28 protein-coding genes, 1 tRNA gene and 1 pseudogene are annotated in these 25,976 nt (G+C 42.6%); 19 read left to right on the forward strand and 11 right to left on the reverse strand.

Features of this window, described 5'->3' with window-relative positions; translation table 11 throughout:
- Positions 1–51: 51 nt before the first annotated feature.
- Together MHB78_RS06145 and MHB78_RS06150 are read right to left on the reverse strand one after the other, a co-directional pair.
- Positions 52–1,412, reverse strand: a protein-coding gene (locus MHB78_RS06145; RefSeq protein WP_099047013.1) for an IS3 family transposase whose coding sequence is annotated in 2 segments (ribosomal slippage) — positions 52–941 and positions 941–1,412 — 1,362 coding nt in all. Because the reading frame shifts where the segments join, the coding sequence is not laid out codon by codon here.
- An 80-nt stretch (positions 1,413–1,492) separates the two neighbouring features.
- Positions 1,493–2,479 carry a Gfo/Idh/MocA family oxidoreductase gene (locus MHB78_RS06150; RefSeq protein WP_046131325.1) on the reverse strand — a complete coding sequence of 329 codons (987 nt, stop codon included), beginning with the start codon at positions 2,477–2,479 and terminating at the stop codon, positions 1,493–1,495.
- Positions 2,480–2,696: 217 nt separating this feature from the next.
- Here MHB78_RS06150 and MHB78_RS06155 point away from each other — a divergent pair, with 217 nt between their 5' ends.
- The 3 genes from MHB78_RS06155 (at position 2,697) to MHB78_RS06165 (ending at position 5,786) form a co-directional block, all read left to right on the forward strand.
- On the forward strand, positions 2,697–3,848 hold the full coding sequence (locus tag MHB78_RS06155; RefSeq protein WP_046131326.1) for an AI-2E family transporter: 1,152 nt from the start codon (positions 2,697–2,699) through the stop codon (positions 3,846–3,848).
- 101 nt (positions 3,849–3,949) lie between these two features.
- The gene (locus MHB78_RS06160; protein WP_340033748.1) at positions 3,950–4,780 is read left to right on the forward strand and encodes an undecaprenyl-diphosphate phosphatase; all 831 of its coding nucleotides are present in this window, start codon (positions 3,950–3,952) and stop codon (positions 4,778–4,780) included.
- Positions 4,781–4,967: 187 nt separating this feature from the next.
- Entirely contained in the window at positions 4,968–5,786 is an 819-nt protein-coding gene (locus MHB78_RS06165) for a metallophosphoesterase (protein WP_046131328.1), read from the forward strand.
- 30 nt (positions 5,787–5,816) lie between these two features.
- On the opposite strand, the gene MHB78_RS06170 is transcribed toward MHB78_RS06165, so the two are convergent.
- On the reverse strand, positions 5,817–6,365 hold the full coding sequence (locus tag MHB78_RS06170) for a hypothetical protein (RefSeq protein ID WP_046131329.1): 549 nt from the start codon (positions 6,363–6,365) through the stop codon (positions 5,817–5,819).
- Between the two features lie 94 nt (positions 6,366–6,459).
- Between MHB78_RS06170 and MHB78_RS06175 the strand changes: the two genes are divergently transcribed.
- The gene (locus MHB78_RS06175) at positions 6,460–7,572 is read left to right on the forward strand and encodes a glycosyl transferase (protein WP_046131330.1); all 1,113 of its coding nucleotides are present in this window, start codon (positions 6,460–6,462) and stop codon (positions 7,570–7,572) included.
- 34 nt (positions 7,573–7,606) lie between these two features.
- Complete coding sequence (locus MHB78_RS06180; protein WP_046131331.1) at positions 7,607–9,088, forward strand: alkaline phosphatase family protein; 1,482 nt, start codon at positions 7,607–7,609, stop codon at positions 9,086–9,088.
- Between the two features lie 14 nt (positions 9,089–9,102).
- Here MHB78_RS06180 and MHB78_RS06185 read toward each other — a convergent pair whose 3' ends face one another.
- From MHB78_RS06185 to MHB78_RS06195, 3 genes are all read right to left on the reverse strand, one after another.
- Positions 9,103–9,276, reverse strand: a complete 174-nt coding sequence (locus MHB78_RS06185; protein ID WP_164918174.1) for a hypothetical protein — start codon at positions 9,274–9,276, stop codon at positions 9,103–9,105.
- A 19-nt stretch (positions 9,277–9,295) separates the two neighbouring features.
- Positions 9,296–9,481, reverse strand: a complete 186-nt coding sequence (locus MHB78_RS06190) for a zinc ribbon domain-containing protein (protein ID WP_082094114.1) — start codon at positions 9,479–9,481, stop codon at positions 9,296–9,298.
- Positions 9,482–9,596: 115 nt separating this feature from the next.
- A complete protein-coding gene (locus MHB78_RS06195) occupies positions 9,597–10,070 on the reverse strand; it encodes a hypothetical protein (protein ID WP_046131332.1) in 474 nt (157 codons plus the stop codon).
- 313 nt (positions 10,071–10,383) lie between these two features.
- Between MHB78_RS06195 and MHB78_RS06200 the strand changes: the two genes are divergently transcribed.
- From MHB78_RS06200 to MHB78_RS06260, 13 genes and pseudogenes are all read left to right on the forward strand, one after another.
- A complete protein-coding gene (locus tag MHB78_RS06200) occupies positions 10,384–10,746 on the forward strand; it encodes a hypothetical protein (protein WP_046131333.1) in 363 nt (120 codons plus the stop codon).
- Positions 10,747–10,764: 18 nt separating this feature from the next.
- Complete coding sequence (locus tag MHB78_RS06205; RefSeq protein WP_046131334.1) at positions 10,765–11,121, forward strand: WXG100 family type VII secretion target; 357 nt, start codon at positions 10,765–10,767, stop codon at positions 11,119–11,121.
- Between the two features lie 11 nt (positions 11,122–11,132).
- On the forward strand, positions 11,133–11,840 hold the full coding sequence (locus tag MHB78_RS06210) for a DUF5081 family protein (RefSeq protein WP_046131335.1): 708 nt from the start codon (positions 11,133–11,135) through the stop codon (positions 11,838–11,840).
- Positions 11,837–12,160 carry a hypothetical protein gene (locus MHB78_RS06215; RefSeq protein WP_046131336.1) on the forward strand — a complete coding sequence of 108 codons (324 nt, stop codon included), beginning with the start codon at positions 11,837–11,839 and terminating at the stop codon, positions 12,158–12,160. The genes MHB78_RS06210 and MHB78_RS06215 overlap by 4 nt, the downstream gene beginning before the upstream one ends.
- A gap of 15 nt (positions 12,161–12,175) precedes the next feature.
- The gene (locus MHB78_RS06220; protein WP_167543087.1) at positions 12,176–13,720 is read left to right on the forward strand and encodes a hypothetical protein; all 1,545 of its coding nucleotides are present in this window, start codon (positions 12,176–12,178) and stop codon (positions 13,718–13,720) included.
- A gap of 26 nt (positions 13,721–13,746) precedes the next feature.
- The gene (locus tag MHB78_RS06225; protein WP_231947382.1) at positions 13,747–14,274 is read left to right on the forward strand and encodes a DUF2247 family protein; all 528 of its coding nucleotides are present in this window, start codon (positions 13,747–13,749) and stop codon (positions 14,272–14,274) included.
- Between the two features lie 399 nt (positions 14,275–14,673).
- Complete coding sequence (locus tag MHB78_RS06230) at positions 14,674–15,387, forward strand: glycohydrolase toxin TNT-related protein (RefSeq protein WP_052948533.1); 714 nt, start codon at positions 14,674–14,676, stop codon at positions 15,385–15,387.
- Positions 15,388–15,400: 13 nt separating this feature from the next.
- Positions 15,401–16,006 (forward strand): hypothetical protein, encoded by a 606-nt coding sequence (locus tag MHB78_RS06235; RefSeq protein ID WP_046131338.1) that lies wholly within the window; start codon positions 15,401–15,403, stop codon positions 16,004–16,006.
- 350 nt (positions 16,007–16,356) lie between these two features.
- Positions 16,357–16,929, forward strand: a complete 573-nt coding sequence (locus MHB78_RS06240) for a glycohydrolase toxin TNT-related protein (RefSeq protein ID WP_052948534.1) — start codon at positions 16,357–16,359, stop codon at positions 16,927–16,929.
- A 60-nt stretch (positions 16,930–16,989) separates the two neighbouring features.
- Positions 16,990–17,616: a hypothetical protein gene (locus MHB78_RS06245; RefSeq protein ID WP_046131339.1), complete on the forward strand. Its 627-nt coding sequence runs from the start codon at positions 16,990–16,992 to the stop codon at positions 17,614–17,616.
- Positions 17,617–17,678: 62 nt separating this feature from the next.
- Positions 17,679–18,676: pseudogene (locus MHB78_RS06250) on the forward strand (ADP-ribosylglycohydrolase family protein).
- A 178-nt stretch (positions 18,677–18,854) separates the two neighbouring features.
- Positions 18,855–19,058: a hypothetical protein gene (locus MHB78_RS06255; protein WP_006640628.1), complete on the forward strand. Its 204-nt coding sequence runs from the start codon at positions 18,855–18,857 to the stop codon at positions 19,056–19,058.
- Positions 19,059–19,160: 102 nt separating this feature from the next.
- Positions 19,161–19,233, forward strand: a tRNA-Ala gene (locus MHB78_RS06260).
- Positions 19,234–19,611: 378 nt separating this feature from the next.
- Here MHB78_RS06260 and MHB78_RS06265 read toward each other — a convergent pair.
- Positions 19,612–20,972 (reverse strand): IS3 family transposase gene (locus MHB78_RS06265; protein ID WP_099047013.1). Its coding sequence is split into 2 segments (ribosomal slippage): positions 19,612–20,501 and positions 20,501–20,972, totalling 1,362 coding nucleotides; the frame shifts between segments, so codons are not numbered across the junction.
- Positions 20,973–21,042: 70 nt separating this feature from the next.
- Positions 21,043–21,267 carry a hypothetical protein gene (locus MHB78_RS06270; RefSeq protein ID WP_046132345.1) on the reverse strand — a complete coding sequence of 75 codons (225 nt, stop codon included), beginning with the start codon at positions 21,265–21,267 and terminating at the stop codon, positions 21,043–21,045.
- A gap of 460 nt (positions 21,268–21,727) precedes the next feature.
- Here MHB78_RS06270 and MHB78_RS06275 point away from each other — a divergent pair, with 460 nt between their 5' ends.
- Positions 21,728–22,453 carry an NPP1 family protein gene (locus MHB78_RS06275; protein WP_046132344.1) on the forward strand — a complete coding sequence of 242 codons (726 nt, stop codon included), beginning with the start codon at positions 21,728–21,730 and terminating at the stop codon, positions 22,451–22,453.
- Between the two features lie 140 nt (positions 22,454–22,593).
- Here the strand turns inward: MHB78_RS06275 and MHB78_RS06280 are convergent, their stop codons facing one another.
- From MHB78_RS06280 to MHB78_RS06290, 3 genes are all read right to left on the reverse strand, one after another.
- Positions 22,594–23,901, reverse strand: a complete 1,308-nt coding sequence (locus MHB78_RS06280; RefSeq protein WP_052948555.1) for a bifunctional DedA family/phosphatase PAP2 family protein — start codon at positions 23,899–23,901, stop codon at positions 22,594–22,596.
- Between the two features lie 12 nt (positions 23,902–23,913).
- Entirely contained in the window at positions 23,914–25,134 is a 1,221-nt protein-coding gene (gene hmpA / locus MHB78_RS06285) for an NO-inducible flavohemoprotein (protein WP_046132343.1), read from the reverse strand.
- Between the two features lie 100 nt (positions 25,135–25,234).
- Positions 25,235–25,789, reverse strand: coding sequence for a GbsR/MarR family transcriptional regulator (locus tag MHB78_RS06290; protein ID WP_046132342.1), 555 nt, complete (start codon positions 25,787–25,789; stop codon positions 25,235–25,237).
- Positions 25,790–25,976 lie beyond the last annotated feature (187 nt).

A 25,976-nucleotide genomic window follows, 5' to 3' on the forward strand; every position in this document is an offset into this window, starting at 1 on the left:
GCTGCCGGACTTTTTCTGAAGTGACCCCCAAAAGTTAGACAGCTTATTTTCTCAAGTAACATGACTGGCATGAATCCGGTATTGTACTGGGCTCATGCCTTTTAATTTTGCCTTGATCCGTTTGTGATTATAGTAATCGATATATGTTACGAGCTCTTGTTTAAAATGCTCGATGCTTTGAAATTCGTTGAAATGGATAAACTCTGATTTTAAAATACCAAAGAAACTTTCAATGACCGCGTTATCGTAACAGTTTCCCTTACGAGACATACTTTGAATAATATTTCGTTCCTTTAGGGCGTGGCGATACTGTTTCATTTGATAGTGCCAGCCCTGATCGGAGTGAATCAACAGATTTTCTTTATCTGTCAGCTGTTCAAATGATTTTTCCAACATCTCGGATACCAATGAATACGTTGGCCTGGATCCAATTGTATAAGCAATGATTTCGCCATTAAATAAATCAAGCATTGGCGATAAATAGAGCTTCTCCCCAAATAATTTAAATTCCGTGATATCTGTTACCCATTTCATCTTCGGCTTTTCCGCCTTGAAATTCCGCTCTAGCCTGTTTGGTGCCACCGTGCCGGTTTCTCCTTTATACGAACGGTATTTTTTCATCCGTACGAGACATTTCAACCCCAGTTCCTTCATGAGGCGATATATTTTTTTATGATTCATTTGATATCCCCGGTTTTTAAGCTCGTCGCGTATCCGGCGGTACCCGTAACGGCCTTTATGTTCATGATAAATCGATTGAATCAGTGTTTTTAATTTGGCATCTTTGTCTGGAAGACCGAAGGTTTTGACCCAGTAATAATACGTACTGCGCGGAATTCCAGCCAGTTTAAGCAGGGCTTTTACCGGAAATTCAGTCCTTAGTTCAAATACTACTTGGGCCTTTTCTTGTTTTGTAATTTTTCCTTGTTTTGAACTAAGGTATTCAACTTTTTTAAGTAGGCATTCTCCATTCGCAGACGTTCAATTTCAGCCTGCATGGCTTCCACTGATCCTTCTTGCGGTGTTTGTTTCTTCGTTCTTTTTTGATTTTTCTTTGTCATTGACGGCCGCCCCTTTTTCATCGGTTTTAGGGCATCGATTCCTCCGGTTTCGAACAGTTTCTGCCATTGAGCCACCGTAGAAGGTGCTTGAATATTGAAGATGGCGGCTGTTTCACGGATCGACGTCCCATTTTCGATCATATAGTGAAGTACCTTCAGTTTATCTTCTACAGAATAGGTTGTATAGAGTTTTTGAAACGCACTTTCTCCATGGTAATGGTATTTGCGAATCCATACCTGAAACACACCTGACGAAACACCGATCTCTCTGGCGATTGTTTTATGCCCTTCCCTACCCGCAAGATACCTTTTGACCGCTTGTATTTTTTCCTCAGCTGTAAATTTAGCCATAAAAAACTGCACCTCCGATTGTTAGATGGTGTCTAACAATTGGGGTGCAGTTCATTCCGGCAGCCTTTTCTTCAGGCTGATCATGCTTGATCGGCGGGGAAAACGAGGCCGATCTGTTTCCGTGCTTCATCCATGACGGATAACGTGTCAAGGGAGCGTTCGAACGTATTCAGCCGGGATTCAAGCCGTCCCTGTTTGATTAGAGTGATGAACTCCTCAATTTCGTAAAACATGGCCGGTTTTTCGTCCGGAACCGTAATATCTTCGACTCTTCCGTCGCGGTAGCGGATTTCGACTTTTTCAGGGCGGTGAATCTTATCGATGACGATTGACCCGTCTTCCCCTTGAATTTCGGCCGGCATGAAGGAATTGGATATTTTCGAATGCATCAGAACGGCTTCATGCTCCGGATATGTTAACAGAATCGTCCCTTCCCCGTCGGCGCCTGACTCGAGAATCAGACCATTCGCTTTGACTTCAAGCGGCTTTCCGAACAGGACAACTGCCGGATGGACGCAATAAACGCCGATATCCATCAGCGAGCCGTTTGAAAAAGCGGGGTTAAACGCATTTAACACGGTTCCGCTTTTATACGCGTCATACCGTGAAGAATATTGGCAATAGCTGGCTGTAAAGCGGCGGATCTTTCCGATTCGCGGCAAATGGCTGATGATGTTTGTAAAGTTTGGCAGAAATGTCGTTTTCATCGCTTCCATAAAAGCGACTTTTTGGATCTTTGCGGTTTTCACCATTGCTTCGGCTTCTTTCATATTGGATGCCAGCGGCTTTTCGCATAACACGTGCTTTCCGTTTTCCATGAACATGATCGCTTGTTCTTTATGTAAAGAATTAGGACTTGCGATATAGACAGCGTCAATCAGATCGCTTTTCGCCATCTCTTCTGCATCTGTAAAAACCGCCGTAACGCCGTATTTTTGGGCGAACGCCCGGCCGCGCTCCTCAGACCTGGAATACACGGAGGTGAACTGAAAACCGTCCGCCATTCCGGCAGCTTCAAGAAAGCGGTCTGTAATCCAATTGGTTCCGATAACCCCAAACCGTACCATATCAAATCTCTCCCTTTCGCATGGTTATACTTCATATTATACCGTAAATGCCGGGACAAGCGCGGGCAAAGGGAGCGGCAAAAATGAAAAAGCGCTGTCGTATATGTATAAAGGTAAAAGCGGAAAAAAAGACCAAAATACATACGGATTTTATTTTTCAGTATAGGAGGAATAGTGTACAATTTATAAAAAAGATCAAATATAATGGAGGATCGCCATGAACTCTTTACATATGTGGGGCGGCAGGTTTAAACAGTTCTTTTTAGACAACAAATTCGTACTGTTTTTGCTCGTCCTGCTGCTGATCGGTTTGAACATCTTAGTATTTACGAAAGCGTCTTTTATTTTCACCCCTTTTATCGTTTTGGTTGAAACGGTCGGCCTGCCCGTTGTGCTGACGGGTGTCGCCTATTATCTGCTGAATCCGATCGTCGATTTTCTGGAACGGAAAAAGGTAAAAAGGATTTATTCGATCCTTCTTCTGTATATCGTGATCATCGGGCTTATTACGATCTCGATCGTCTCGGTGATTCCGCTTTTGAAAGAACAGATCACGAGCCTTGTCGACAATTTTCCAAGGTATGTCCATATTGTCGAAGACCAAATGAAACAGCTGATCGGAAGCCAGTTTTTCAACCAGGCCCAGCAAACGCTGAACATCAACTTGACGGATTTGGCCAGCAAAGTATCCGATCAGGCGAGCACGATATTAAACAATACTTTTACAGGCGTCGGAACCTTCATCGGCGCCGTGACGGAAATCGTGATTTCCATTGTGACGGTACCGTTTATCCTGTTTTACTTATTAAAAGACGGCAAAAAGCTGCCGCTGTTTATCTTAAAATTTGTCCCGACCCGTCTGCGGGAGCAGACGTATGTCGTCATGTCCGAAATGAATCACCGCCTGAGCTCCTATATCAGGGGACAGATCATTGTCAGCTTCTGCATCGGATGCCTGTTGTTCATCGGTTATTTGATTATCGGCCTTGATTATGCTTCACTGCTTGCACTTGTTGCTGCCTGTACGAGCATCGTCCCGTATTTGGGCCCGACGATCGCAATTACGCCGGCGATTATTATCGCTTTGGTCACATCTCCGTTCATGCTCGTGAAACTGATCATCGTCTGGACCGTTGTCCAGCTGTTTGAAGGGAAATTCATTTCTCCGCAGATTATGGGAAAAAATCTGCACATCCATCCAGTCACGATCATTTTCGTGCTTTTGACGTCAGCCAAGCTGTTCGGCGTCATCGGCGTGATCCTAGCCATTCCGGGATATGCCGTCATCAAAGTGGTGATCACGCATTTGTTTGACTGGTTTAAACAGCGTTCAGACCTTTATGAAAAAACGAACGAGAACAACGCATAATTCATCGGCATAAACGCCGTTCAAACATATATAAATGCCTATAAGAGACAAGTTTTAAAAATTTCGGCACAAAGAAGCGTGTCAAGCGAAGGGAAGGACTTATGAACATTTGGCATATCATTGTTGCAGTCATTTTAGGAATCGTTGAAGGTTTGACGGAATATGCGCCCGTTTCTTCTACGGGCCATATGATCATCGTCGATGATCTCTGGCTGAAGTCAAAGGAGATCTTGACTCCGGAAGCGGCGAATACCTTTAAAGTCGTCATTCAGCTCGGCTCGATTCTGGCCGTCGCCATCGTGTTTAAAGACAGGATTCTGAATCTGCTTGGAATGAAGAAAAACATAACGGAAGCCCAAAAAGAAGGCAGCCGCCTGACGATCGCCCAAATCGCGGTCGGACTCGTTCCCGCGGCGGTATTAGGATTTCTATTCGAAGATTATATTGACGAGCACCTGTTCTCCGTCAAGACGGTGGCGTTCGGCCTGATCGCAGGGGCCGTGCTGATGCTTGCCGCCGACTGGATCAACAAAAGAAAACCTGCCACAGATTCAGTCGACCGGATCACCTATAAACAGGCGTTCGGCATCGGACTCTTCCAATGTCTCGCCCTTTGGCCGGGCTTTTCAAGGTCAGGCTCGACGATTTCCGGCGGCGTCATCTTCGGATTAAACCACAGGGCGGCCTCAGATTTTACGTTTATTATGGCGATGCCGATCATGGCGGGGGCAAGCCTGCTGTCATTGGTCAAAAACTGGGAATATCTCAGCACGGATCTTCTGCCGTTTTTTATCGCCGGGTTTATCAGCGCTTTTATTGTTGCTCTGTTTGTCGTCCGTTTTTTCCTTAAATTGATCAACAAAATTAAGCTTGTTCCGTTTGCCATCTATCGGATCATTTTAGGGATCGTATTATTTGCTTTATTTCTGTAAGAGGTGGAAGATCATTCCGCGTCAGGCTGTAAGAAGAACGCTGATGCGGCAGGCTTTCTTCGCATGCAAAACCGATTTCGCTGACGAAATCGGTTTTTATATAGGTCAATAGATTTACATCCTAATATTTCCCACTGTTAAACAGCCTCCTGACTTACTATACTGGTAGGAGGGAGGAGATATTGAAATGTTTTTTGCTGTTGTTTTTTTATTGTTGTTCATAGGATTCGTTCCTTTTTTATATAAAGCAAATCACAATACGAAAGATGTGAAAGTCAACACCATATCTGTCGATCGTGCGAAAGGCGACACTTTCAAGAAGAAGCTCAACATTCTTCATCTGTCAGATCTTCATTTAGAAAACATTTCGATTTCACCGAAACAGATTCTTGACCTTGCAAAGAAAAAACAAGTCGATCTTATCGCGTTAACCGGCGATTTTCTCGACCGAAAAAGAAATATTCCTAAACTCGCAAACTACTTGAAAGCTCTTCAGGAGCTCAAACCCGCCTATGGCATGTACGCTGTATTCGGAAATCACGACTATATCCTGAAAGGCGAACACTTCGAAAAGCTGAAACGCGTATTGGAGGAAAACGGGTGTATCACCCTTCAAAACAAAAATGTCTCCGTTCAAGTCGGCGGCGAGACGCTGAACATTATCGGCATCGATGATTACAGTACGAACAGAAGCAATATAACCGACTCCTACAAAGGGGTAAAGGATGGCTACCGTCTCGTACTGACGCATGATCCAAACGTTGTCCTCGAGATGAAGGATTTTCATTTTGACTATCTTCTATCAGGACATTTTCACGGCGGACAGATCCATTGGCCGAAGCCTTATCACCTTGTCAAAATGGGGAAGCTCGTCCGCATGAACATGATCAAAGGGCTTCACTATCTTCATAACAAACCGTTTTACATCAGTGAAGGGCTGGGCCAGACCGGGGCGAATATCCGAATTGGCAGCCGTCCTGAAGTGACGTTCCACCATATTTCATAAAAAAAGAGGCTGGAGTATCAGTCTCTTTTTTTATTTATGCAGATAGGAATTGAACAGCTTTTCTTTAGAGATAAACAAATAGCGGGAAGGGGGAATGCCGCGGAAAGAAAATTGAGAAGTCGTTAAATATAAAATCGGGATTTGCGTCAGCTTTTTAAAAAACCGGTAAAACCGATTTGCAGGCTCAACAGCTTCGAAACCGAGTCTCTCCACACCTTTATGCAGCGTCGTAATGCCGATAATGCCTTTAATTTGATCCGATTTCCGATGGTTGTTGACATATTCCGCCAATGCCGGCATTGAAATACACGTCTTTTGATAAATGAGAATGCCTCTTCTGACAGCGCTCTCAATATGTTGCATCTCCTTGATCAGTTTAATATTATGCAGATGAATTTTAATCAGAACATCATTCTTTTTAATCACCGTTCCATCGCTTAATACCACATCGATCCCTTTGTATTTCGTTAAGCGGACGCGAAAAATGTTTGATTGGCTTTTATCGATGAGCGTCAGTCTTGAAAAAAAATAATAAAAAGGGTCAATCACGCTCCAAATTGACAAAAAACAGCTTCTCAAGTCGTCACCTTCCTTTTATTTCAGAAAATGCACTTATATTTTGCCTTGATTATTTGAAAAATATAAATGGAAAACAATTTCATGGAGGATAGAGATGACAACGATTCTGATTTTTCCTTTTCTCAGCATTTCGACCGGCCATCACCACGTTGCCGATTCGCTTCATACAAATCCTGGCATCCAAGGGCACCAATGCGAAAAAATCGATATTTTTTCATATGCGTACGGTCGCGTCGAACGGATGTCCTCCTCAGCATACTTGAAGTGGATCCAATATTTCCCGAAAGTGTACAGCGCCGTCTATCATCTTCTGGCGTGCGGGAATCATCGCCCGAAGAAACGCCATTACATATATGAGCTGATGTTTTTAAAGAACATGCAGAAGATCATTGCCGAAAAAAAACCCGATATTGTATTTTGCACGCATGCGCTGCCTTCCTATTTGCTCAATCGGCTAAAAGCCCAATATCCCGGGCTGATCGTTGTGAATGTCTATACGGACTTTTTCGTTAACCGAATATGGGGAAGGGAACATATCGATTATCATTTTGCGCCGATCAAAGACATAAAAGACCAGCTCATATCTGAAGGAGTTGATGAAGGAAAAATCTTTTTAACCGGCATTCCGATCCACCATTCGTACAAGACGGCTGCGGCGTTTATGGAAGAAGAGGGAACGCAACCGCACTACAACATTCTCATCACCGGAGGAAGCATGGGAGTAGGCGGCATTTTTAAACTGGTGAGGGAGCTCTCGCCTAAAGGGCGTGCCGTATACCACATATTATGCGGAAAAAACGAAAAGCTCTACCGCTATGTGAAAAGGGCAAACGATCCTTTCATCAAACCGCTGCCTTATATCGAAAGCAAAGCCGAAATGAACCGATTATACGAGCAGGCCTCGGGAATCATTACAAAACCGGGGGGCGTGACAATCAGCGAATGTATTGAAAAAAGGCTGCCGGTTTTCATTTATGATGCGCTGCCTGGTCAGGAGGAAATGAACCTGAACATTCTCAAGAAAAAAAGGCTTGTCATGGAGCTGAAAAAGGGAAAAGATGAACCGATTGAAAAACAGCTGCTATCCTTTTTAAGCTCGAGAGACGGAACCGTCCGCCATTCCTTAAACATCAGCCGATACATGCACGAAACGTCTGAACGGGACGTCGAGGAAATACTGGAAAAGATCATGACGGCGGCCAAATAGATAGAATGGCTGCGAGAGAAAGGAGATAAGGGTTATGAAAGCGGAAGACAATAAGAAATCTGTCATCATGCTGCTGATCGATTCGCTTATGCACGAGCCCCTCAGCCGGGCGATTAATAGCGGACAGGCTCCAGCCATGAAATTTTTGCTAGAAAACGGCCATTATGAACCGAATGTCATCAGCCCGTTTCCGACAATGTCCGTCACCGTCGACAGCTCGCTGTTAACGGGCGTATACAGCGACCGCCACAAGGTGCCGGCCCTCGTCTGGTTCAACAAGAAAGAAAACCGGATCATCAACTACGGCAGCCATATCCGCGAGCTGATCAAGCTGGGCATCAAACAATCATCACGCGACATCTTCTATAATTTGAACCAAACGCACTTGAATCAGCAGGTGAAAACGATTCATGAAGAGCTTGCCGAAAACGGCATTGAAACATGCTCGATCAATGCGCTCATTCACAGGGGAAGCAGGGACGGCTATCTGCATGTTCCCGTACTTGCTTCCTGGGTGACGGGGCTGAATCATACCGTGAAAATCAATGCGCCGCAGCTGTTTTCTTACGGAGGTTTTTCAAAAATAAATCCGGGAAACCTTTCCCTTTTGAAAAAATTCGGATTCAATGACCGCTTTTCAGCGAACGAATTGAGCCACCTGATCCGATTAAATCAAGTCCCTCCGCTCGTTCTCGCATATTTTCCCGACCTTGACCAGCATGTACATAAAAACGGGAGAAACGACGTAAAAGGAATCGCAAAAGCCGACAGGCATGTACAAAAGATTTTGAACAGCTTTCGGTCATGGGAAGACGCGCTAAAGCAAAACATCTGGATCGTGTTGGGGGACAACGGCCAATCGTGGATCAGCGAAAAGAAGCAAGAAGCGCTGATTGACTTAAGGGGTCTTTTGGATCGCTACCGAATCGTAAAGCTGAAAAAAGGCGTGACATCTGATGATGAAATCGTTCTGGCCGTGAATGAACGGATGGCGTTCATCTACACGCTGGATCAAAAAAAGCTGCCGCTGCAACAGGTTGCCGAACAGCTTAAAAAAGACGAAAGAATCGACATTATCGCCTGGAAAAATGAAGAGAATGCCGTAGAGGTGATATCAGGCGGACGGGATGGAAAGCTGATATTCAAGCAGGGGGGCGATAGAACGGACGAATACGGGCAATCGTGGACATTGGAAGGCGACGGCAAATTGCTCGATTTGACGGTTGCAGAGACAAGCGTAGCTTACGGGAAATTTCCGGATGCTTTGGCAAGGCTGTACAGCTCATGTTTTTCACATGAAGGCGACTATTTGATCGTCAGCGCAAAGCCAGGCTGCGAATTCATCGGCGAGGGGTCACCGACGCACATCGGCGGCGCGAGCCACGGAGCCCTCCACGAGCAGGATTCGCTCGTATCCATGATCATCTCCGGAATCGATTCAAAGCCAAAATACAAGCGGATCATCGATGTGAAGGAATGGATAAAGCAGATCGTGGAATCACAAAGCGGGGGATAAGCGGATCTCCCGCCTTATGACGGCTGCTTCAGGCTTTTGGCAAACGCTCCAACACCTGCAGCGACCATCACAACTAAAGATACCGTTTTGACGGCCGTTTGAAGCAGAGGATTTTCCAAGATGATATTTGAATGGACGCATAAAGCGAAAATGAATACAGCAATAAATAAGCCGTACTTTTCCATCATGCCGATTCATCCTTTCTAATCATCCAAAGAATAAGTCGATATTGTTTCCGGCTTTGGATGATTCTTTATTATAAAGCTCCGAATAACCGCAGTTTTTGCAATACACGACGAGAAAACGGTTGTGCTGGACATCAAACAATTTAGACAAGCCGGTTCCGGTCGTTGCGATTTCTTTTTGTCCTGCATCTGTACTGCCGCATTTGATACATCCCGGTCATCTCCTTGGCTTCTATGATACAGTTTATTATACACGAATTTTTTGAAAAGAGCTGCCTCAGAAGGGGATGCTGAAGCAGCTTAAGCAACACGCGGATAACGGATTAGTCGTAATACACTACTGCATTGCCTTTTAAAGACACAGGCGCGGATGTGTTATTGACCGCCTGGAGCACATACGTTTTGCCCGCCGTCAAAATATTGGTGGCGAACTCCCTTGAGAAATAGCCGTTCACATTTGTGACGTCAATAAAGCCCAAAACAGGACCCACTTCGCTGCTGTTGACTCTTTCGCGGATTTGATATCTGACTCTTGCAGCCGTCCCTTGCGCCTCCTGATAGCCGCTGATCGACATGACCGTATTGTACTTGTAGAGGACCGTATCCAGGATGATTTCTCCGCCGGTGGTTGAAATCGATTTGTTCCACTCCCCGACCGTTTCGATTCCCATCAGTTTAACATTTGACACTTGCAGCGGTTTTGAAGGCGCCTGCTCCGCGGCGGAAGCTGCACCGCCGATCGAAAGGGCAAGTGCTGAAGCAGACAGAAGGGAAACGCCCGCTTGTTTTAACTTCATTTTAAACACTCCTTTGAATATTTGGATACATTTGTAATTATTAAACGCTGCCTGAAAGATTTCCTCTGTTTTAAATGTTAAAGATTTGTGTCTGGAATGCCGAAACAGACAGGATAAAAATACCGGTCTTTTTCCTTTCTAATAAGACTTATGACTTATACATCTCCTGTCCACTCTCTGAAAAACAATCCATTTCACCTATTCATTCGTCCGGGACCTTCCTGTAACATTAACATATTAGCCCTATTACAAATTCATCCACGAGAGGAAAATAGTTTGTATTGACTAGGAGAATGGAAAGGAGCCGCTGTGTGTGAGCGAAGGATTTTGGGATTCAGTAGGTAACTTTTTTCATATTTCTTATACAGAGTATGAACGGAAGCGCGATCAGTACAAAAATCTATATGACTATTTATCTGATAAGGAAAGCGATGTCAAATCAAAACTATCAGAGGTCAAATCGGCAAAGAATTCATATAAAACAAGCAACCTCCCGGACATGAAAATTCCTTCTCACGAATTCGAGGATACGCGTCATATAAAGGATGCCGAACTAAAGACGCTGATCATACATTTTGACGACATGCTGGACGATATTCAGCAGGCAAAGACGAAGGCCAAAAGCAAATGGGAGCATTACAAGGCAAAAGCGGAAGCTGAAGAAAAAAAAGCATAGAGGAGGGGCAGCCGAATCATGGACGGATATGGCTATTACAATTACGGCTACAGCGCCGCTGAATCGAAAGTAGGCGGACAGACTGTTGACATTTCACTAAATGAAACGAGTAAGGCTCTTTCCCATGCAAAGGCAATCGAAAAGCATGTCAGCGACTCGCTAAGTCAGGCGAAAGAGTTAAAAGCGTTTATCGAGAGCGGAAAATGGAGCGGGAAAACCCGTGATGCATTTTTAAGCTATCTTGAACTGATAATCGATTTGAATGCAGATATGAAAGACGCATTGAAAGAGCATACCTCCGCACTGGATGCGCTGGAGAAAAGCATCAGCGATTTTTCAAAGCTCAGCGAAGTGAAAGAAATACAAAATCTATGAGGGGGAACGACATGCAGGTGAAAATAGATGCGCTGACGGCGGCAGAGCTCTATGTGCTGGCGGGAGCGGCCGGGGTGAACTACATCTTCGGCCTTCCGGAGCGTGAACAGCTCGCTCTGATCGAGCCTGATTGTGCAACAGAAGCAAAAAACAGCCTGATCAAAAAAGGAATCCTGACAGTAGAAGGCAAGCTGACGCGTGCCGCTTATTTCTTAACGGAAATGCTGAAACGCTATCAAGAAAGCAAAGAATACGTCCGCTTTAATAACGTTTTGTGCGCTTTTCTTCCGGAGGATGAGGAACGCGTGCTCGTCCTGACTGAAATAAACAAAGGCAAAGAATACACATTTGACTATCTGGAAAAACGAGAAGTCTATTTGTCGATCATTTCTAACGTGTCATTTTTAAGAAGAAGACCAAGTGAAAAAGACCGCGCTTTCTTGACAAAACCGATGAATCCGGAAGAAAAAGCGGAAGTTCGGGAAATGGATTTGGACAAAAAAGAGATTCTCGCTGTGGAAACGTTCAACCTTGCTTCAGTTCCAAGCTTGACAAACCCCGGATTTCAGACGACAAATTTGTACTTCACAAAGGGCGAAGACTTTATCTGCATCGATCCGCTGCAGGACCGTTATGAATGGGTCAGCCTTTATATAATGAACAACCGGATTTATGACGCGCTGCACATTAACTTCAGAGCAGGGAGGGCGATGATATGAATGCCGAAGGCGGAGCAGGAGGCGGAGGTACAAACATCCAGCTTCAGTTTGAAGAAATGATCACCATTGCAAATAAACTGCAAACCATTTGTAACCTCTATGCGGAAGGGGTTCAGCCCGAAATCAAAAAGCTCACAGATACCCATTTTTATAAAGCCGGACAAGCCATGAAAACGATGAAAAGCTATCCGGAGATACTCGGAAAAACGATGGAGCTGTTTGATAATTATTCGATGGCCGCTCAAATTGTCAACTATGCGATGGAAAAAATGTATGAAACAGATAAAGAGCTCCAAAAACTCTACACGATCCAGAAATAGAGAGGTGTTCACCTGATGGATGTAAAATACAGTCCCGAAGACTGGCAAGGCATGAAAGACGGCCTTGATACACTAACGGGAGGAAAGTACGGGGGCGGAGCGAAATCGGGCCTTTTGCAGCTCAATGACCTCCTGGAAGACATCGAATCAAAAATCAATGACAAAGACAGCGACGGCAGCATCAGCTTCAGCCATTCAAGCCAAAAAAGCAAAATCGATGAGCTGTTTAGCGATTATCAAAAACTGTCTGATTTCTGCCTGAAAGCAGGCACCTTAGTAGAAGACCACATCGACAATCCTTTTTACAAAAAGCTCGACGCTTTTGCAGACAAGATGGAAGGCATGTCAATCCACAACTACAAAACGAAAAACCGCATCGGCTCCAAAGAAACGACCTATGTCGGCTACGGCATGAACAAGACGGCCGTCCAGCAAGATAAAGAAGAAATCACCGTAAACGATATTTTCAAAGACGCGGCAGCGTTTGATCATGTGCTGAGCGAAGAATATAAAGCGTTTAAAGAACAAAATCCCGACATTGATTTAAACTATGAAGACTATTCGAAGGCGATCTTTTCCGCCCGCGGCTTTGAGTACGAATCGGTCAGCGACGTCCAAAAGAGTCAGGAACTGTGGCGGGATCTGATCATCGGCGGAGGCATTATCGTCCTCACCGTCTTTTGCGCGCCGGCAGGCATTGTCGCAGCAGGCGCATACGGAACAGCCCAAATCACAAGCGCAGCCACAGGAAAAGACTGGATGACGAAGCGCGAGCTAAACACTGGCGAACGCTTTGAAAGAGGCGCGTTCGGCGCACTTGACATGCTTCCGGCCGCCGGTTTAGCCGGAAAAGCCTTCAAAAGTACTGCAACAATCGGCGAAATAGCAGCCGCAGGCAAAGCGAAAAATGTGGTACAATCTCTTAAAGAAAGCAAGAACACCTGGTCAAACCGCATGAGGGTCAACAGCCTGAAAGCCCAGGACAAACTCAACGACGCAGGCTACGCCATCAAAAAACAATTCGCAAAAAGCGCAGACGCCTTGAGCGACATCGCCCGGGGATCGGAAGTAGGAGCCGGAGGTACTCTTGCACGGAAAGGCACTGATTTTTACGGGCATGTTAATGATGCTCATCAAGCTTCGAAAGCGAAGATACAGGAGTCGATTCAGCGGGTTGAGAAGGGGATTGAGACTGGGAAGGGTGGGGAAAATATCCGTCATCCAGTACTCGACACTACACGTTCCGGAAGTGCTTTGAAAAAACCCGACGGTCAGCATGGATTTAATGATATAATAGACAATTACACTCAGTATGCTACTGAATTTGAGATCGTTGGTGGTGACGGAATAAAAAGAGAGTTATATCAAATTGAAGGCGGAATGAAGTATTACGATTATAAAGACGTTTACAATAAAGATTTAAGGATTAAGGAAAGAATAACAACTGTTAAAGACCAAGATGGAATATTCGAGTGGATTGTCGATCCTACTAAAGGAGTTACACACAGGAGATTTATTCCAAATGGAGTAATCACAGGTTATCCAAATCAAAGACCATAAGTTAAGGTGATTATATGAGTTATTCAATGACTATTTTAAAGCAAAATAATATAAATTATGATTGGAAAACGCTTTATGTAGGAGTAAGGCTTGGCTTAATCGAACAAGATGACATAACTAATTATGCAGTTGAGTTTTTAACTGCTCATCCAGATTCTAATAATAATGATATAATTCAACTCGCTTGGGGAGAAAGTGATAATGATTACGAAAGAAAGTTAGAGAACATATTAAAAGAGTCAGATGTTGATGACATATTTCCGGAATCTGATGTTTGGCAATATGAAAAAAGAAAATGGAGATTTGCTATTCTGATACATTTTAAAAAAATACATCAGGATGATTTTGAGGGATTACTAAATAAGGTTGCTGAAGTGTATGCTGATATGGATTATCCAGAAGACATGGAAAGCTTCATCAATTATTTAACCCCTAAAGATGGCTATAATCCATCATTGCATTCACCAGAGGAAAATGTCGCTAGATTGATTAATTTATTTAATATCTTTTTAAAAAAGGAACAACAATACTTGAAAAACGATCTAACCTTTTAATGAGTAAAACCTTGATTAGAAAAGCTAGTCAAGGTTTTTATTTATACAAGTATTATCCGTTTTAGATTAAACGAAAAAAGAAGTTCACGATTGAAGGAGAATATATTAGAAACGTTTAAAAATACTTTCTCAAAATCAAAGGTGATAGAGTAGGAGTCAATTTGTTATCTGCCTTGCCAGTTCTCTTATTTCATGCAACAGCAGTAACTTGATAAGATTAATTTAATGACAATTTAAAGGTAATATTGTTTACGGTACGTACGGCAGTCTAGAAGCCACATGAAAAAAATCTATGTGTTTTCTTGGAATTTTAACTACAAGCAGATTAGCAGACTAAAAGTCCATGGCACTTAATGACGAGGCTTTTCAAAGAAACAATTCGCAAAAAGCGCAGACGCCTTGAGCGACATTGCCCGGGGATCGGAAGTAGGAGCCGGAGGCACCCTTGCACGGAAAGGCTCCGATTTCTCTGGGCATGTTAACGATGCTCATAAAGCTTCGAAAGCGAAGATACAGGAGTCGATTCAGCGGGTTGAGAAGGGGATTGAGACTGGGAAGGGTGTTAGAAAAGGAAATATTAGGTCAGATGTTGAGAAGACGAATAAAGCAGAAAGGGTAATTTCTGAAACAGATAGGGCAAAGCTAAATGGTTGGAAGTATGCTCCAAGTGATGAACTCTATTTAAAATACAAACATGTTTATGATAACCCTAAATATTTCAAGCAAGAAACTGGTGAAATAAATTGGCCTGGAACTAATGGGGATCCAAATATAGACGGTTTTGTAAATGGAGAATATAAAATAGAAACTCTTAAACCTGGCTTGGAAATTGATAGATTTGGAAGTAATCCTGGAGGACAGTATTTTTCTCCAGCAGGATCAAGTTATGAAAGTAGAGCGTTGCCACCACACATGTCGGAACAACCTTACACAAAATACCGTGTCGTCAAAGAATTTCAAGTTAGGTCTGGGAAAATAGCTCCATGGTTTGACGAAGTTGGAGAAGGCATTCAGTACAATTCACAATTAGAGATCGTAGATGACTTTGGTAACATGCAAAAGGCAACTGTGAAAAACCTGTTGGATTTTGGCTATATTGAAATAATAGAATGAAAGGGAGATACTGTTGAATAGGGATCAATTAAGGCATATTTTTAACGAATTAGGCATAAAAATCAGTGTTAATGATAACCTAATAAAAGAAGAAAGCGGATATTATGAAAATTATAATCAGATAGAGAATGATGGGGTAAATTGGGTTTATTCTGAAATGAATTTTGAGATAAGACCACTACCAGAAAAAGAAGACATAAAAAAATTTGATGATGAAAAAGAAGCTATTAAATATTTTTTTATAAAAACTTTAAGAAAGTTTTATTTCAATAAAATTCATACAACCAATAATCCTATTAGACAAATCGACACGATTGAAGAAGCAAAGATGTTTTTTCAGAATCTAGGCATTGAGGATGATTACTATAGCTTTAAAGTGATTAGGCCGCATGAAGTGTATGCTGAAATTGTTGATGATAAAATAAAAGTTAGCTTTATAGATGAAAAAAAACAAAAGAAATTTACTACACTGCCATTAGATATAAAAAGAGGGCTTTTTGTTATGTATAGATTAAGTTATTCTCTACATTTATTAAAGATGGTAGAGAAAGAGTTTCTCCGAAGGGGAATTTTAACAGAAAAATTTAATAATAATGATATAGAATTATTTATAAAATAAAGTATTTTAATCTATTAATCTATTTCGTTGAATGAAGATTCAACATGAGGAGTACAAAAAAGCAAATAGAATGTCCGCTATAATGACTTGTATATGGTTTAAAACAAAAACGTATGGAGAGGTTAGGCTCCATACGTTTTTGTATGCAAATCCGAGCTGGATTTGTTTTGAAAAATTACTGTAGGTCAGCAGCATCCCATCATGAAACAAAATAAGAGAGTGACTAAATCCATTTAAGATGAATATAGCATCAGTTAAACCGCATACGAGTCAACAACCTGAAAGCCCAGGACAAACTCAACGACGCAGGCTACGCCATCAAAAAACAATTCGCAAAAAGCGCAGACGCCTTGAGCGACATCGCCCGGGGATCGGAAGCAGGCGCCGGCACCCTTGCACGGAAAGGCTCCGATTTCTATGGGCATGTTAACGATGCTCATAAGGCTTCGAAGGCGAAGATTCAGGAGTCGATTCAGCGGGTTGAGAAGGGATCCAGTAAAACTGTTAAAGAAATCAGTGAAGCCGATAAAGCAAAATTAGAAGGCAGGGTCTACCCTCCTAGCGAGGAGAAATATTTAAAATATAAAGAGGTATATGATAACCCTAAATACTACAATCAAGAAACAGGGGATATTAACTGGCCGCCACACAATGGGTTTGAGGGCGAGCCGGTGAAAATGAAATTAGAAAAGGGCATGTTAATTGATAGATTTGGGGGACCAGGTGGGAGCTTCTTTTCTCCAGAAGGAATTCCGTATGAACAAAGAGCGCTTGCGTTACACAGTGACGAGGCAGATTATTATGTTTATGAAGTGTTAAGGCCTTTTGAAGTAGATGGAGGAAAAATTGCTCCTTGGTTTGATAGACCTGGTGGGGGAACCAATATATTAAATATCATGAAAATGGAGAAGCATATTCCCTAAACCAATTAATAGACGAAGGATATATAAAGGAAGTCTCAGTTAAAAAAGGTGGTATTGGAAATGGATAAATTACAAGAGAAGCTCGGTCAAGATTTTGTGGTTCAAAATCAAAATCTGCATACGGAAAATAAAATAAGGGTATATAAAAAGGTAGGCAATGACGTTTCTCAAGAAGTGTTTGTGGAGCTTCAAAATAATCATGAAAATAAAATATATAATTTAATTTTAAATCAAAGAGGAAATGAATTTAATAAGGAACAATTTATTGATAGAGAAGAGGCAATTTGTGCGTTAGGAATATATGCAGTATCGGTATTAAGTGATCGAGTACGAGATACTGAAACACAAAACAAGATATTAGAGATTGAGGATAATGATTTTGATTTCCTAAAGAACTTATTAAATTTAAAAGTAGGAGAAAGCTATTTTTCAATTTTAAAAGAAAAAAGGATAGCTATCAACTTAGAACAATCAAAAGATGATTTATATAATATTTGCTATATAAATCCTGACCTGCAAAAAATTGATTTAGTTAAAGATAGAGAAGCCCCAAGTGCATTTCTTGTTTTGTATAATTTTACTCAAAAATTAAAAGAATTCACTTCTATTTTGAATGAATGGAAAAAATCCACGAATATCAGTTTGCATTCAGAAGAAAAAATCCGACGATTATTTTTGGGGAAATAAGGTTCTTTGATTAATACGATTCATAATCCTTCAAGAACTCAAAAATAAACTAGGTGTTAAAAATGAACAGAAAAATAATGGTTGATAGATCAGTTGAAAATGATGAATGTGTATATCTAGATTTATCTATAAAAGAAAAACTCCTCCCAAAACCATCCTCGGCGGAATCATCGGCGACGCGTTGGGAGTTCCGGTCGAATTTAAAGCCAGGAGTCTGTGTAATATACAAGAAATGACCGGCTACGGGACTTACAACCAGCCGCCTGGAACCTGGTCTGATGATACTTCGCTAACGCTGTGTTTGATGGAGAATTTGATTGAGGGACAAGCTGAAATCGGATAGATGAAAAAGTTTATAGCCTATCGTGAAGGGGATTGGACGCCTTATGGCCGCATGTTTGATATCGGGAGAGCGACCGATGAGGCGATTGAGCGCTTTCAGAGGGGCGCTTCAATTGATGAATGCGGCGGAAAGACCGAGTTTGACAACGGAAACGGAGCATTGATGCGAATCGCCCCGTTGGCTTTTACGTTATGTATTGAGCCTGATTTTTCAAAGAGGAAAACTGAGGTCGAGCGCTGGGCGATGATAACGCACTGCCATCCTCGTTCAACGCTCGGATACATTATTTATATATAGTTTTTGATCAGATTATTTTACGATGATACACCTTCCGATGCATATCGGAAAGCAGTGGATCTGTGTGTAAGGCATTTGGCGGGAACGGAATACGAAGATGAATATGAGGCTTATGAAAGAATCATCAGCCGCGAGCTGCCGGATCTTCAGAAAAAAGACATCTTTTCTGACGGCTATGTCGTTCATTCTTTGGAAGCGGCTCTGTGGTGTTTTCTCAACCATGATGATTATGCGGAGGCCGTACTCTCAGCTGTCAACTTGGGCGAGGACACAGACACAATCTCATTTTTAACAGGAACGATGGCAGGCATGCATCATTGCATGAACGGCATCCCGGAAGAATGGATCAACGCCTTGGCTCGAAAAGAGGACATTTTTGATTTATGTGAAAGGTTTCTTCAATTTTGTGTGAAAAAATGAAGAGCGGTTCACCTATACAACTAAGGAAAACGCCAGACCCGGGGTCAGCGTTTTCTTTTGGTTGCGATGCAGAAAAAAGAAAGAAGACATGAAAACACCATCAATGGTATGATAGAGAAAGCGATAAAAATATTGTCATCGGCAACCATCCAGACAAACATGAAGGAGATGCGGCAGCATGGCTGATAAAATAACGATTCTGAGAGAAACATTCGAAAATGGAGAAACGGGGCAGGAAGTCGAAGGATTGACTCTTATGATAGACGGTAAGATGAAGGACGTGTTTGACATTCTCATCAGCCAAAACGATGATTACAATGATTATACAGAAATCATGAGAGATATTGTGATTGCGGGTGTCAATCATATCATCAGCAAATAATGTCCGGATGATCTTTCGAGAACATCTTTTCCCCGGCTGAGTCAAAAAAGCACTTGCTTTTATTCAAAATACCATCTATAATAAATCATGTCTCAAACAAACGGGGCATTAGCTCAGCTGGGAGAGCGCTACACTGGCAGTGTAGAGGTCAGCGGTTCGAGCCCGCTATGCTCCATCTCGGGAACCCTTGATTTATCAAGGGTTCCTTTTTTATTGTTTTTCTTAAAATCGGCCAGATTACTGAGTTGTTGGCGAATTGTTGGCAAACCCTTTTTTCAATGGTCGATACCAATGTACTTAGGATTTAAATTGATCAAAATACCCGACGGTTTCACTTTTAAGTTTTCCCCTGCTTCTATAAGATAATGCTACGATAGTGTACGGAAGATCATGTAACCTTCCTTTAGTTTAAACTTCGACCGCTTTCTTGTTGATTGGTATGGCATAATAATACGGCTTTCCTTTTCCGCTAATGAGGTCATTAGAAAATCAAAAGAACCGCAAAAAAACACCGGTAATGAAGTGACCCCCAAAAGTTAGACAGCTTATTTTCTCAAGTAACATGACTGGCATGAATCCGGTATTGTACTGGGCTCATGCCTTTTAATTTTGCCTTGATCCGTTTGTGATTATAGTAATCGATATATGTTACGAGCTCTTGTTTAAAATGCTCGATGCTTTGAAATTCGTTGAAATGGATAAACTCTGATTTTAAAATACCAAAGAAACTTTCAATGACCGCGTTATCGTAACAGTTTCCCTTACGAGACATACTTTGAATAATATTTCGTTCCTTTAGGGCGTGGCGATACTGTTTCATTTGATAGTGCCAGCCCTGATCGGAGTGAATCAACAGATTTTCTTTATCTGTCAGCTGTTCAAATGATTTTTCCAACATCTCGGATACCAATGAATACGTTGGCCTGGATCCAATTGTATAAGCAATGATTTCGCCATTAAATAAATCAAGCATTGGCGATAAATAGAGCTTCTCCCCAAATAATTTAAATTCCGTGATATCTGTTACCCATTTCATCTTCGGCTTTTCCGCCTTGAAATTCCGCTCTAGCCTGTTTGGTGCCACCGTGCCGGTTTCTCCTTTATACGAACGGTATTTTTTCATCCGTACGAGACATTTCAACCCCAGTTCCTTCATGAGGCGATATATTTTTTTATGATTCATTTGATATCCCCGGTTTTTAAGCTCGTCGCGTATCCGGCGGTACCCGTAACGGCCTTTATGTTCATGATAAATCGATTGAATCAGTGTTTTTAATTTGGCATCTTTGTCTGGAAGACCGAAGGTTTTGACCCAGTAATAATACGTACTGCGCGGAATTCCAGCCAGTTTAAGCAGGGCTTTTACCGGAAATTCAGTCCTTAGTTCAAATACTACTTGGGCCTTTTCTTGTTTTGTAATTTTTCCTTGTTTTGAACTAAGGTATTCAACTTTTTTAAGTAGGCATTCTCCATTCGCAGACGTTCAATTTCAGCCTGCATGGCTTCCACTGATCCTTCTTGCGGTGTTTGTTTCTTCGTTCTTTTTTGATTTTTCTTTGTCATTGACGGCCGCCCCTTTTTCATCGGTTTTAGGGCATCGATTCCTCCGGTTTCGAACAGTTTCTGCCATTGAGCCACCGTAGAAGGTGCTTGAATATTGAAGATGGCGGCTGTTTCACGGATCGACGTCCCATTTTCGATCATATAGTGAAGTACCTTCAGTTTATCTTCTACAGAATAGGTTGTATAGAGTTTTTGAAACGCACTTTCTCCATGGTAATGGTATTTGCGAATCCATACCTGAAACACACCTGACGAAACACCGATCTCTCTGGCGATTGTTTTATGCCCTTCCCTACCCGCAAGATACCTTTTGACCGCTTGTATTTTTTCCTCAGCTGTAAATTTAGCCATAAAAAACTGCACCTCCGATTGTTAGATGGTGTCTAACAATTGGGGTGCAGTTCATAATGCCGGTGTTTTTCTAAAAAATATTGACAGTAATTACAACCCAAGCAATAACCAGCAATATAGGGTTTTTCTCTTTTCTATCTAAATATCCGGACATGAAGAATCCGAGACTAAGCATGATATAAGATGCAAATTTAAATATGACTTGAACGGATTCAGGTGTCGCTGCCCAAACCAGCACAAATACGAGGGATAGAAAATAAGCGGCCTTTTCTATAATTCTAGAGTCTATCTTCATCCATCATATGACCTCCTTTTCGTTCTTATCCTCCAATCTAATTCTGTTTCTTTTCTTTATATGAAGCAAGCTGTACGACAAAACCAGTCAAAAACATCATCAAAAAAGTCCTGTTATCATTGATCTATCATATCGTAAGGAAGCGGATCGCGCCTCTCATTTTGGTAGTTTAGATTGATCTGAAGATAATCGTTTTGGATCATTGTTACCTGCTGAAAAATTTGTATACTAAGCTCAAAGAAAGGAGGGGAAAGAAGAGAAAAACAAAGTTGTTTATCTGATCCTGCATGACAAATTAATATGAAGGAGGCAATGAAAAAACGCTTACGAAAAGAACAATGATGGTGCCATAATAACCAATCCATAACTGTTTTTTCGCAAACGTTCAATGTGTATTTCTTTATTATAAACGATATTTCAAGAAAATTCCGCAAAAAAATATTGAGAGGAAGCTGAAAAAGTGAAAAAATTGATATGTTTAATATGTTTGGCGTTTTTTGCTTCTGTCATTTTTGTGCCGACAGCTGACGCTGCAGTTAAAAATCATGATGAAATTGTAGGCTTCAAAGAAGTAACGCCTACAACTGTTACCCAAAAAGCGGCTAAACGTTTTCAGCCGTATTTGAAGGTTGCTCACGGATGTGTGCCATTTCCTGCAGTAGATGCACAGGGGAACACAAGCGGAGGACTGGAGCCGACCGGTGCGCCTGAAGGACATTGCAGCAAAAGCACCGGACAAGTATATTCCCGTTCTGCGTGGCATAATGGGGTATGGGCCATTATGTATGCTTGGTATTTTCCTAAAGATTCCCCGCTTCCTGGGTTAGGCCATAGACACGATTGGGAAGCCATTGTCGTTTGGATTGACAACCCTGCGAATCAAAATCCGAAAGTTCTGTCAATTGCATATTCAGGGCACGGAAAATTTGAAAAGGTAACCCCAACTCCAAATAGTGTGATCATGGAAGGCGATCATCCTAAAATTAGATATGATGCACCTCAAGCGCCATTAAACCACAGCTTGTTTGTTGATAGCGCAAAAGGCGGGATGCAGCCGTTAATCGGATGGGAAGATTTAACCCCTGCTGCGAGAGACGCATTAAATACGACAAAATTTGGTGCGGCAAATGTTCCTTTTAATCAGGATAATTTTGCGAATAATCTAAATAAAGCTTGGTTTAAATAAAAAAATATCTTTAGAAGAGTACAGTTTCGGCTGTACTCTTACTTTTTTAAAGTTGTTTTTAGCATTTGCTTAAGCCTGTAATTAAACCGGATCAAGATAATACTATAAATCCGAGCCGTAACCGTTATTTCCGCCTGCGATCACCGCACGCGTTTCAACCTCCCAAACCTCCGCGAAAACCGAAAAAGCTCCATAACGAGGACATTCAGGCTTAACCAGACGCCGCCGAACGCATAGCCGGCGATGACGTCGCTTGGGAGCTGCTGCCGCAAATAAATACGGCTTAAGCCGATCAGAACTAAAATGATAGCAAAGCACAGGAAGGCGAGTGTGTGCAGCTGCGCTTTTTTGGAGTGCCGGACCAGAAGGTAGGCTGAAAAACCAAACAACACAAAAGCCGTTAATGTTTGCTCGCTCGGAAATGGGTACAGGACATGCTTTGATAACGGAGGGTGTACCGGGTGAAGATGCTGAAAGATGCGCCTGATTCCCTCCTCGTAGATTTCTCCGCCGACTGCCGTGAAGAATAAGAAAAACACTTCAATCCTCCGATCCTTTCCTTTCCACACAATCCATAAAAGGGTTAAAACGATCAGGGGGATCAGTACATATACAGATGCCAAAAAGCCGAAACACGCCATCCAATACGCCCAGCGTTCGTTAAATAGTAATGGAACCAACGTCATCACAACATGATCGAATTGCTGCAATTCGTTGTTTAAATAGCCTTCTGTCAAGTTCGCCATAAACAGGACAAAACCGAGAAACAGAATGGCAATGCAGGCGATCAGCAGCCTTAATCTGAGGAGGGAGTGAAAGCGGTGTGCTCCTTTGCCGATTCCTTTGATGATCCATTTTTTCATCTGTGCTTTGTAAGCCCTTAGAAAGTACAGTGCGATCAGAATGAGAACGGCGATCACGCCTCCGATCAAAAGGTATTTCTTGATGGATGCATGGAACTGATCCCATTTCGGCCCCAGTATGTTCCCAAGAAAAATAAATGTCCCTGTCCAAAGAAAAGCGCCGCAATAGGAAAATAGCATATATGTACGAAAAGGGATTTGCGTAATGCCTGAAAAATAGCCGGTAATATGGCGGACGCCCGGGATGAAATAGGCAAACAGCAGCAGTTTGTTTCCGTACGTTTCAAACCAGCGGGACGTTTTTTCGAGCTGTTCGGGACCGAAATGAATGCGGCGGCCGTATTTGTGTAAAAAAGGGGTACCCAGTTTATATCCTGTCCAATATGAAAGCGTCATCCCTAAACAGCCGCCGGCACCTGACAGAAGGATGCTCAGGATCCAATTCAGCTTGTCCTCATAGACCAGCACGCCTGCATATCCCAGGAGAAAGTCTCCCGGCAATGGAAGGCCGAGGAGCTCTGCCATAAGGGAGAAAAATAATACAGCATATCCGTATTTCCCAATTAATCCTGTGAGAAACTGCAAATCGATGTCCCCTTATTCTTCTTCTAAAATCGCAACCGGGTTAAACACTTCATAATGGATGTTGTTTTTCGGCACACCCCATTCTTTCAGCGCCCCGTTGACGGCTTTCATAAAGGGAATCGGGCCGCAAAAGTAAAAATCCGCATCCCTTCCCGGGAGGATGGATTGCAGCCACTCTAAGTCGATAAAGCCCTCCTTATCAAAGTTTTGCAAGTAACGATCTTCTGAAGAAGGCGCTTCATAGCATACAAAAGACCGGATATTTTCGTTCTTTTCAGCCAAATCGGCCACATGTTTTTTAAAGGCGTGAAATTCGCTGTTCTTTGCTGAGTGAATAAATGTCACTTGTCTGTTGGGCTGTTGTTCAGCAGTCGTGTTTAACATGCTTAACAGCGGCGTAATGCCGACGCCGCCGCTGATCAATACAAGCGGCAAATCGGTGCTGCTGATCACGAAATCGCCTGCCGGAGCGGAAAATGTAAGAATATCGCCTGTTTGCACCTGCTGATGCAAGTACGTTGAGACGATGCCTGCCGGTGCATCACCATGCGCATCTTCGCGCTTGACGGAGATTCTGTAATACTCTTTGCCAGGGGCGTCGGAAAGGCTGTAATGCCTGATGTGCGTATACGCCTCGCCTTCGATTTCCGCCTTTATCGTCAAATACTGTCCTGCCTCATATGAAGCGATCGGCTTACCATCCTCAGGCTTTAAGTAAAACGATGTAATCAGACTGCTCTCTTTCACCTTTTGATCCACGCGAAATTCCCGGTAGCCTTCCCATCCTCCGGGTAGCTGCTCGGTTTCTTGATAAAGCTTTTGTTCAATATTGATAAAGGCTTTTGCAATTTCGCCGTAAGCTTTTTTCCAGGCTTCAAGTACTTCTTCGGTTGCAGCATCGCCTAATACATCTTTCACCGCTGCGAGCAGCGTCTCGCCGACGATTGGATATTGTTCAGGCTTTACGCCGATTGCCCGATGCTTTTCGGTAATTCTTTTAATGACGGGCTCTAAAGCCTCCAGATGATCGATGTTTTCGCCGGCGGCATATACCGCATAAGCCAAAGCTTCCTGCTGTATTCCGCGTTTTTGATTGGTCTGGTTGAACATATTATGCAGTTCAGGGACTTTTGAAAATAGCAGTTCATAGAACCGCTTGCCGATTTCTTGGCTGTGCTCCTTCAGAATGGGGGCTGTCGACTTTACGATCTGGATCGTTTCTTTATCAAGCATAAGGGATCATCCTCCTTTCCTTTAGTCTTTTGCTCAGAATCGGAATTATGCGTAAAAAAAGGTTTTTAGCCGCTCTTTTGACAGGGCAGCTAAAAACCTTTTATTTTTTGTCTTCAATCGGAATGAACTTGAATATCTCTCCGGACTGCACTGATTGTGCGAGTCTCATCAGCCAATCGTAATAAGTCTTTGACTGTTCGAGCTGCTCGTAAAGCGCCTTCGCTTCTTCTTTTACGCTTTGTTCCAGTCCGCTGTCTTCTGCGACATTCTGCAATGCCTGCTGGGCATCTTGAATGGCAGCCAGATTGACCTTTACTTCTCTCTCCCATTTTTGCGGAAAAAAGCTTGTGAAAAATGTAAAGAAATCTTTTTCAGCCACAAAGCTGTGTTTTCTTCTTCCTCTGTGAAACGTTTTTTTCACAATGTTTAAATCCTGGAGCTTTTTAACGCTCGTGCTCATGCTCGGCTTGCTCATCTGCAGCTCTTCCCGCATTTCGTCCAGCGTCATTTCATCTGAAAGGTACATCGTTCCGTACAAAATGCCCGCACTCCGGGTGATGCCGTACAGATCCATCGTTTCTGCAATCGAATCGATGACTAAATCTTTCGCTTGTGCGATCGCTTCTTTTGCCGAAAGATCACGTGGCTCGTCCATCATTATCCTCCTTTCAAAGGAGCGGAAACATCAATGAAAAAGACCCAATCCCCATAAAAATCGGGACCGGTCCTGAAATCCGCGTTAAATTTGTTAAGTAATTTCTTTATGTTCTTTATCTTAACGAAAGATATCAAAAAGTCAAAATTAAATTTTTTTTTGAAAACGGCTCAGTCCGCATGAGGCT

Source organism: Bacillus sp. FSL K6-0138 (assembly GCF_037982765.1).
Taxonomy (GTDB): domain Bacteria; phylum Bacillota; class Bacilli; order Bacillales; family Bacillaceae; genus Bacillus; species Bacillus glycinifermentans.